The sequence below is a fragment of the uncultured Nostoc sp. genome, assembly GCF_964245445.1.
GTDB lineage: Bacteria > Cyanobacteriota > Cyanobacteriia > Cyanobacteriales > Nostocaceae > Nostoc.
This window is the reverse complement of the sequence record NZ_CAXTNE010000283.1, coordinates 1-9,652: the sequence shown is the minus strand read 5'-3', so window position 1 is coordinate 9,652 and position 9,652 is coordinate 1. Positions and strand designations below refer to the sequence as shown.

Here is a 9,652-nt window from a genome sequence, read left to right as displayed (position 1 = left end):
GCCCCCTGCCCCCTGCTTCCATCTATCCAGGAGATCAGGGCGGCGATCGCGGGTTCTTTGAATTTGTTGTTCGTAACGCCATCGGGCGATCGCGGCGTGATTGCCACTGAGCAAGACATCAGGCACTTTTAAGCCGCGAAAATTGGCAGGACGAGTATATTGGGGATAGTCCAATAACCCTTCCTCAAAACTTTCTGCGGTGAGGGACTCCGTTTTGGCTACGGTTCCTGGGATCAGCCGCACTACGCCATTAATCAAAGCCATTGCTGGAATTTCTCCGCCAGTCAGAATAAAATCCCCTAAAGATACTTCACGAGTTACCAAATGTAGCACTCTCTCATCCACTCCTTCGTAATGCCCGCAAATAACTACTAACTGGTCGTAATTTGTCACCAATTCTTTCAAAAGAGGTTGATTGATTGTTTCACCCTGTGGACTCATCAAAATTATTTCTCTTCGGGGTAGAGTTGGCAGCGACTCCACAGCGTTAAAAATAGGTTCTGGCTTCATTAGCATCCCAACGCCGCCGCCGTAGGGTTCATCATCCACCTTCCGGTGTTTGTCAGTGGTAAAGTCCCGTGGGTTAACCAGATGCACTTCGGCAATCTGTTTGGCTAAGGCTTTACCTAGCAAACCAGAATTGAGAACAGAGTTAAAACAGTCAGGAAAAAGCGTAACTATATCAAAGCGCACAGTTATTCGTATTCAAGGACACTAATCTTAAATTTGAATGTCTAGCAAACATCAACAAGCAAAAGTCGGGTTAAACTCCAGTTAAACTTTATCAATAGTATCTAAAACTACCAGACCTCTTGGATTTTAGATGGGATTAAAAGTTTTTCTAATTACTTAATTTATGTTTAAATGTTGTCACAACTACATTTAAATTAATAATCTTATCAAGTTAACAACTTCCAGGATGCATCGAGCCAGCCTCAGAAAAAAGCGTAGTCTTAACTGCTCGTCCTCAACCCCAAAGCGGCAATTTAGCCCGATAAAGACTATTTTGCCCTGCTGTAAGTGGACAGATAAAAAACAAGGCGTTGGCTTTGAGGAATGGGAACGAACACGTTTAGACTGAAGCAACGCGAGCGTTAAGCGAAAATTTGGAGAGTGGCTGATCCAGTTCCAAACTTCCAAAAAGTGTCCTCTCAAAGAAGGAAAGCGCAAAAATCATGGCTGCTTCTGAACCTTGTTAAATTCACACGCCATTCGCCACAAGCCGGAGAACCATGCACGGCAGTTCCTCATGGGGGAAACCCCTTTTGAGCGACTGCCTCACTAAGGCGATGGCTCCTGAAGTTGTTGACAGGAGAAACACAATGCCGCAATTACAAGCTAAATCGCTAGAAATGAGGACACCCCAAGCAACGAAAACCGCCGTTCTGGTTATCGGAGGTGCAGAAGATAAAGTTCATGGGCGCGAAATCCTACGAACTTTTTTTGGACGCGCCGGTGCTAGTAAGGCTTATATTACAATTATTCCATCTGCCTCCCGCGAACCCGCCATCATCGGTGGTAGGTATATTCGCATTTTTGAAGAAATGGGTGCTCAGAAGGTAGAAATTTTAGACATCCGCGAACGGGAACAGTGTGAATCCTCCCAGATCAAAGCATCCTTAGAAGCCTGTAGTGGGGTATTTTTGACAGGAGGCGACCAACTGCGTCTCTGTGGTGTATTGGCAGATACGCCAGCAATGGAAATTATTCGGCAACGGGTGAGGGCGGGGCAACTTACCTTAGCAGGCACGAGTGCAGGAGCGGCAGTGATGGGGCATCACATGATTGCTGGCGGCGGTAGTGGAGAGTCGCCAAATCGTTCCCTAGTTGATATGGCAACGGGTTTAGGGTTTATTCCTGAAGTAATCGTTGACCAACACTTTCACAACCGTAATCGCATGGGACGGCTGATTAGTGCGATCGCAGCTCACCCCGATCGCCTAGGTATTGGCATTGACGAAGATACTTGTGCAGTGTTTGAACGTGATGGTTGGTTACAAGTTATGGGCAAAGGCAGTGTCACCATTGTTGATCCCACTGAAGCCACTCACACCAACGAACCTCATGTTGGTGCTAATGAACCATTAACAGTACATAATTTACGTCTACATATCCTCAGCTATGGCGATCGCTTCCACTTGTACCAGCGCACTGTATTACCTGCTGTACACCGGATCTCCAGCTGACGGGATAAAGTATCTGAGGTTACACTGAGTTGGCCACAAATTTTAGATTTTGGATTTTGCAAAAAGTTGTAAGGAAGGTTTACCGACCTAGCAAGCTTTTCAAGACGGATTTTAGATTAAAAGAGCTTTTTGGCAGATGCCGCCAAGTGGGCGAAACAAATCCAAAAAACCATCAAGGATTCGTTAAGCCTTTGCGATCGTAAATCTAAAATTAAGAGAGCTAAGTACCCTAATTGTCTCTTTTAATCCAAAATCATAAATCTAAAATCCTGTTAGAGGTTGACCGCACATTTATTTCTTGTTGTAGAAAAATGATGAGAATAGTATGTAAAAAGAAATAACTGTTTGCAACGAACAGTTTAGCGGTCAATTCCAGTAAGAAACTAGAATTTTGGTTCCGAATCTCCATCTACCTATTCCCATGAGAATCCTCAAGATCCAGACCTTACGCGGCCCAAACTATTGGAGCATTCGACGCCACAAGCTGATCGTCATGCGCCTCGATTTAGAAAACCTTGCCGAGACGCCCTCGAATGAAATCCCTGGCTTTTATGAAGGACTAGTTGAGGCGCTGCCGAGTCTGGAGGGTCATTATTGTTCTCCTGGCTGTCGTGGTGGTTTTCTGATGCGAGTCAAAGAAGGCACTATGATTGGTCATATCGTAGAACACGTAGCCCTAGAACTCCAGGAATTAGCTGGTATGCATGTTGGCTTTGGTCGCACCCGCGAAACTGCCACACCCGGAATTTACCAAGTAGTAATCGAGTATCAGAATGAGGAAGCGGGACGATACGCTGGACGAGCAGCAGTACGGCTATGCCAGAGTATCGTTGATCGAGGCCGTTATCCCAAAGCAGAACTAGAGCAAGATATCCAAGACCTAAAAGACTTCATTCGTGATGCTTCCTTAGGCCCCTCCACTGAAGCGATCGTCAAAGAAGCAGAAAAAAAAGGTATTCCCTGGATGTCTCTGGAAGCCCGCTTTTTGATTCAGCTAGGCTACGGCGTGAATCAGAAGCGGATGCAAGCCACAATGACGGACAACACCAGCATTCTGGGCGTAGAACTAGCTTGCGATAAAGAAGCTACTAAACGCATCCTCGCTGCTGCTGGTACGCCAGTACCCAGAGGTACAGTGATCAACTTCTTAGACGATTTGGAACAAGCCATTGAATTCGTTGGCGGCTATCCCATCGTCATCAAACCCCTAGATGGCAATCATGGACGGGGGATCACCATTGATATCAGAACTTGGGAAGAAGCTGAAGCCGGATACGAAGCTGCTAGACAGGTTTCCCGCTCAATTATTGTCGAAAGATATTATGTTGGACGCGACCACAGGGTACTAGTGGTAAATGGCAAAGTAGTAGCAGTAGCCGAACGCGTCCCTGCTCATGTCATTGGCAATGGCAGATCCACTATCGCCGAGCTGATTGAGGAAACAAACCTTGACCCAAATCGCGGTGAAGGGCATGATAACGTCCTAACCAAGATTGAACTAGACCGCACCAGCTACCAACTTTTAGAAAGGCAAGGCTATACCATAAATAGTGTACCACCTAAGGGCACTATCTGTTATCTCAGAGCAACGGCAAACTTAAGTACAGGTGGTAGCGCCGTAGACCGTACCGATGAAATTCATCCAGAAAACCGTTGGTTAGCACAACGGGTAGTCAAGATTATCGGTTTGGATATCGCCGGACTCGATATCGTCACCACGGATATCAGCCGTCCTCTGCGGGAAGTTGATGGCGTGATTGTCGAAGTTAACGCCGCTCCTGGCTTCAGAATGCACGTTGCCCCGAGTGTGGGCATTCCCCGTAACGTCGCTGGCGCAGTAATGGATATGCTGTTCCCCAACGAGCAATCTGGCCAAATTCCCATCCTTAGTATTACTGGTACTAACGGCAAAACTACTACTACCCGACTACTAGCACATATTTATAAACAGACTGGGAAAGTAGTTGGTTATACTACTACTGATGGAACATATATCGGTGATTACTTAGTAGAAGCTGGCGATAACACAGGCCCCCAAAGTGCCCACGTCATCCTCCAAGATCCCACAGTAGAAGTAGCGGTACTGGAAACGGCTCGCGGTGGCATTCTCCGCTCTGGATTGGGCTTTGAAGCAGCAAATGTGGGAGTAGTCTTAAATGTAGCTGCCGACCACTTAGGAATTGGTGATATAGATACTATTGAGCAGTTAGCTAACCTCAAGAGTGTAGTAGCGGAAGCTGTATTCCCCGATGGCTATGCGGTACTTAATGCCGACGATCGCCGCGTCGCCGCCATGTCAGAAAAAACTAAGGCTAATATTGCTTACTTCACAATGAACCCTGACTCGGAATTGGTGCGAAAGCATATCCAAAAGGGTGGAGTGGCAGCAGTATATGAAAATGGCTATTTGTCAATTGTTAAAGGTGATTGGACACACCGCATAGAAAGAGCAGAAAATATACCTTTAACAATGGGCGGACGTGCGCCGTTTATGATTGCCAACGCTTTAGCAGCAAGTTTGGCAGCATTCGTGCAAAACGTTACAATTGAGCAGATTCGTGCTGGTTTGAAGTCCTTCCGGGCTTCAGTTAGTCAAACGCCAGGACGGATGAATTTATTTAATTTAGGCAACTACCACGCTTTGGTAGATTATGCCCACAACGCAGCCAGTTACGAAGCTGTAGGTTCCTTTGTTCGGAACTGGACTACAGGGCAACGGATTGGCGTAATTGGTGGGCCAGGCGATCGCCGCGACGAAGACTTTGTTACTTTGGGCAAATTAGCAGCACAAATTTTTGATTACATCATCGTCAAAGAAGACGATGACACACGGGGACGCCTACGGGGTTCAGCCGCCCAGTTGATTATTCAAGGCATCACCGAAGTTAAACCTGATAGCCGCTATGAATCAATTCTGGATGAAACCCAAGCGATAAATAAAGGCTTAGATATGGCACCAAATAACAGCCTAGTAGTAATTTTACCAGAAAGCGTGAGTCGGGCAATTAAATTAATTAGAGGGCGTGGTGTAGTTAAAGAAGAGATACACCAACAAAATACTGGTACGACTGTCATCGATTCCCAAAATGGAATCACACCTTCTTCTGTTGTTAATACCCTGCTGTAGTCAGGAGGAGTCAGGAGGAGTCAGTGCGCTGACTCCTGTATTCTGATTACTTTTATTATTGTTTTTCTTCTTCCTGATTGGTTTCTTCACTGGGAGTTTTCATCTCTTCCTTAAACCCTCGTAGGGTTTTGCCCAGTGCGGTTCCCAGTTCGGGAATTTTTTTTGGGCCAAAAATTAAAACAGCAACTATGGTAATTACGGCTATTTCTGGCCATCCCAGTCCAAACATATAAATTTCCTCTAAGGCTTCTGTAATTAAATATAGACATTGATGGCTCAGATCTGATGAGTTCGCCATTGATAACCGCTCGACTCTGTTTCATAAACAAAGTATAAATAAAATTAATAAAATACCGCATTTTTACGTATAAAAATACCGACATCACCAAAGAAATATCTCAAATGTTATCATCTATTTCTTCTTCGTTGGCTTGCAGTGTGTCTCGACTTGGTTGACGCTCTTTACATAATTCGAGAATTTCAACTAAAGAGAATTTTGCTGGCTCAAACTGATGTTCGATAGGTAAACTTTTTTAATTTATTAGACTGCATTCTGCAATTTCCTTAAAACATCTGATTAGTTGGAGCGCCTTCTTTAAAAAAGTCCTAACTGTACTGACTGGTTATTATCAGTATTTTCTATTGCTATTGGTGGTAAATCTGCTGGAGGTTCAACAACCAAAGAAGCATTTTCTTCAAATCTCAGTTTTAAGCTTTTGATGTAGTTTTCATCAATCTCAAAAGCTAACCAGCGTATTTGTAAAGTTTCTGCAACTCTACCTGTCATATTAGAACCAGCAAAAGGTTCTAAAACAATATAACCTGGTTCTGTACAAAGGTTGATAACAAACTCTGGTAAAGCTTGAGGGAATCTTGCTGGGTGTGGCTTAAAACCTTCTTGTTTGCAACGCCTTTGGTAATAATTGTTGGAAGCGGTATTCGAGGCAGAAATCACATTTACAGGCTGGACTAAATCTTCAAATAAAGTTTTTTATATAAAAGTCTGTTGTCCTATTTCTTCTTTGTCTGTACTACAACGTCCATCAATAATATTCGAGGGAATAGCTCCTCCCCTGTCCTTCCCAAATTTATCGGAAATATCATGGACTGATGGTCTAACTTTGGGTTTATACCCATTTTTTAGAAGGTTTTTCATCGCATCACTATAAGGCTTTAAAACCCTTCTATTATTCGCTTTAGGATGCGGTTCTTTTAACAAAAATCTGCACTAATAGTACGTATGTCTGTACTGGGTATGTTCTGGATAGAACTGGACACATCAACAAAGCGATCGCTAGCTCAACTAACTTCCCATTGGATTGGTGATTGGCAAACCTAACCACTCACTTAATTCATGAGCTAACCATTCAAGTTCTACTTCGGATTTAATACCGACATCATTTCCACTAATCTGATATTTTTGTAATCCTGAGCAAATATATAATTGTGCTGGAACGGCAATTCTAGTGCCTTCAGAGCCTTTAATAAAGTGTTTTGGAATGTAAACCAACTTATTAACACTTTGCCTTGGGGATGGCCGGGGACGCTCAAACTTCCAACTAAACACCTCCCAGCTTAGGGCAATTTGTTCTGCATTCAGGCGTAAGCAGATGCGTCCAAACAAATTAAAGATAAATTTATAAACCATGAGAAAGCCAGCACCCCAAAAAGGAAGTGAGAACAAGGCAAAAGGGATGTTGGCAGGAAAAGGGGCCGAGAGAGCGCCAATTGTCCAAAATAGGATAAATGAATTCCAGAAGATCGCAAATAAACCTCTGGATACTATTGATGGATGGAAACCAGCTGGTGGAATGATAATTTCTAGAGAATCCCAATTTTTGGTTAGTTGAATCTTACTGCCGTCTGGTTTTCTGCCAACTAAAGCAGGTAAGTTTGTCGCTTGTGGTTTCTCTAAGGCTGCGATCGCAACAGCAGCAGAACTAAAACGCCGTTCTAGACCGGGTTCAATCATCCACTTTAGCCAATTGCTAAAGCTGGGACTCAGATTAGCCGCTACCTCAAACTGAATGCGAAAATCCTTTTGGGGTAAATCGGCTGGGTGACTACCCGTCATCAAATAAATTAAGGTTGCGCCTAAACTATAAAGGTCAGATGCTGCAACAGTGCGTCCACCAAATTGCTCTGGTGGCATATAGCCATAGGTTCCTACTATAGTTCTTGTCCCGGTTTCTGTAGCAAGGACTGTCTGCACTGAGCCAAAATCTACCAAATAAACTTGACCGATACTATTACCAGAACGCTCCCCTAATAAAATATTGCTAGGCTTAATATCACGGTGAATTACAGGCGGATGTAGCTCATGTAAGTAAATAAGAATCTCTAAAAGCGCTTTGGCTATCTGTTTGACTTCAGCTTCTGTAAAAGTTCGCCCACTTTGTAAATATTGCTCTAAAGTTTTTGCTGGGATATAAGTTTGTACGAGCGCAAATCCTTTGAGGGTTGGTAAAGTTACCTCAAAATAGTTTAAATACTGAGGAACTAAGGGATGTGACAAAGATTTTAAAGTTTCAGCTTCCCGCTCAAACAGCTTGAGTGAATCCCATTCAAAGTCATCACCAAAAGAGAGTAACTTAATGACAACTAATTCCTGAGTTTGCAAATCACGAGCTAGCAAAGTCCGCCGCCCTGCTTTTTTTCCTAGTAGCTGCTGAACTTCGTAGCGTGGATGCCCAGCATCTTGTCCTCGAACATCGCCTAATATTTCGCCAATCATTATGGTTTCTTCTAATGCTACGGTTGAAAAGTTTTTAGAGCTTATAGCTTTTCAATTTGGCAAATCCATATCTTTAGTATAATTGCGTAATTCTATGCCCTCCCAACTTTGGCCTTATATTACCCCTGGTATTCCCGATGAATTGTTTGAAAATTTGCCAGGAATTCCCCTGAGTCAGCGAGAAGTCCGATTGCTGTTAATTGCCCAACTGCGACTAAAGTCAGATTCTGTGTTGTGGGACATTGGCGCAGGCACGGGTACAATTCCGGTAGAGGTGGGGCTATTGTGTCCAGGCGGAAAGATTATCGCTATAGAAAGGGATGAAGAAGTAGCTAATCTGATCAAGCGTAACTGCGATCGCTTTGATGTGAAAAACGTCGAAGTAATTGAAGGTAGCGCCCCAGAGTGTTTACACGATCTTAAAGTTACACCTCACCGCGTTTGTATCGAGGGAGGACGGCCCATTCAAGAGATTCTGCAAGCAGCATGGGATTATTTGCCCCCATCCGGTCGGGTTGTAGCTACAGCTGCTAATCTAGAAAGTCTGTATGCTATTTCTCAGAGCTTTTCTCTGTTAAGGGCTAGAAATATCGAAGTCGTCCAGTCTGCCGTTAACCGCTTAGAGACGCGTGGCTTTTCTCAAACCTTTACTGCCGTTGATCCCATTTTTATCCTCAGTGGTGAGAAACTAGACTAAATCCAAAATACTTCTATGCCTTGGTCTCGGATTATTAGTGGAATTGTTGCGATCGCTCTTGCTCTTTCTGCAACCCTTTTGGGGGGTTGGTACTTTACCATCATCTTTGCGGTTATCATCTTTTTGGGTCAACAGGAATATTTTAATTTGGTGCGAGCCAGAGGCATCGCTCCCGCCGCTAAAACCACTATGGCTGTCAGCCAAGTTTTGCTGGTAATTTGTACCCTTGATGGCAGTTTAGCTGACGCTGTAATGCCAATTGCTGGCACACTTATTTGTTTTTACCTGCTGTTTCAGCCAAAATTTGCCACGATCGCTGATGTTTCCGCTTCTATTATGGGGCTATTTTACGTAGGTTATTTGCCGAGTTACTGGGTGCGATTACGAGCAATTGATAGTGCTGCTTTTAGCAATCTCCCTTTCGGAGGTTATTGGCCCACAACCTGGACAGATTTGTGGGAAAAGGCAAATTCTGCTTCTTTACCACAAGGTTTTACAGCGACACTGCTAACTTTTTTGTGTATTTGGGCAGCCGATATCGGCGCTTACACTATTGGCAAAATCTTTGGGAAAACCCGTCTGTCTGATATTAGCCCGAAAAAAACTGTAGAAGGTGCTGTTTTTGGCATTACTTCAAGTATTGCTGTAGCTATAGCAGGAGCCTATTATTTGCACTTGCCCAGATCCCCCTTCACTGGTTTAGCATTAGGTTTGCTGATTGGCATTGCTAGTCTTTTGGGGGATCTTACCGAGTCTATGCTCAAGCGAGATGCTGGAGTCAAAGATTCTGGGCAGTTAATCCCTGGACACGGTGGTATTTTAGACCGTACTGATAGTTATATTTTCACCGCTCCTTTGGTATATTATTTTGTGACACTACTTTTGCCGTTACTGTAACTGAGCAGGAG

The 9,652-nt window shown here is 44.0% G+C and carries 7 protein-coding genes and 1 pseudogene; 4 read left to right on the top strand and 4 right to left on the bottom strand.

Features of this window, described 5'->3' with window-relative positions:
- Window positions 1-693: tRNA (guanosine(37)-N1)-methyltransferase TrmD (gene trmD / locus ACFE90_RS31630; protein ID WP_375506286.1), on the bottom strand; the 693-nt coding region annotated here is incomplete at its 3' end.
- A 629-nt stretch (window positions 694-1,322) separates the two neighbouring features.
- Between trmD and ACFE90_RS31625 the strand changes: the two genes are divergently transcribed.
- Together ACFE90_RS31625 and cphA are read left to right on the top strand one after the other, a co-directional pair.
- Window positions 1,323-2,186, top strand: coding sequence for a cyanophycinase (locus tag ACFE90_RS31625; protein ID WP_100898664.1), 864 nt, complete (start codon window positions 1,323-1,325; stop codon window positions 2,184-2,186).
- Window positions 2,187-2,607: 421 nt separating this feature from the next.
- Entirely contained in the window at window positions 2,608-5,313 is a 2,706-nt protein-coding gene (gene cphA, locus ACFE90_RS31620; protein ID WP_375506287.1) for a cyanophycin synthetase, read from the top strand.
- A gap of 55 nt (window positions 5,314-5,368) precedes the next feature.
- On the opposite strand, the gene tatA is transcribed toward cphA, so the two are convergent.
- The 3 genes and pseudogenes from tatA to ACFE90_RS31605 form a co-directional block, all read right to left on the bottom strand.
- A complete protein-coding gene (tatA, locus tag ACFE90_RS31615) occupies window positions 5,369-5,542 on the bottom strand; it encodes a twin-arginine translocase TatA/TatE family subunit (protein WP_196527662.1) in 174 nt (57 codons plus the stop codon).
- 366 nt (window positions 5,543-5,908) lie between these two features.
- Window positions 5,909-6,535: pseudogene (locus ACFE90_RS31610) on the bottom strand (DNA methyltransferase); the annotation flags it as partial.
- A gap of 81 nt (window positions 6,536-6,616) precedes the next feature.
- On the bottom strand, window positions 6,617-8,047 hold the full coding sequence (locus ACFE90_RS31605; protein WP_375506285.1) for a serine/threonine protein kinase: 1,431 nt from the start codon (window positions 8,045-8,047) through the stop codon (window positions 6,617-6,619).
- Between the two features lie 94 nt (window positions 8,048-8,141).
- On the opposite strand from ACFE90_RS31605, the gene cbiT reads away from it, so the two are divergent.
- Both cbiT and ACFE90_RS31595 read left to right on the top strand, forming a co-directional pair.
- Window positions 8,142-8,744 carry a precorrin-6Y C5,15-methyltransferase subunit CbiT gene (gene cbiT, locus ACFE90_RS31600; protein WP_375506284.1) on the top strand — a complete coding sequence of 201 codons (603 nt, stop codon included), beginning with the start codon at window positions 8,142-8,144 and terminating at the stop codon, window positions 8,742-8,744.
- A 15-nt stretch (window positions 8,745-8,759) separates the two neighbouring features.
- Entirely contained in the window at window positions 8,760-9,641 is an 882-nt protein-coding gene (locus ACFE90_RS31595) for a phosphatidate cytidylyltransferase (RefSeq protein ID WP_375506283.1), read from the top strand.
- The last annotated feature ends 11 nt before the right edge of the window (window positions 9,642-9,652 follow it).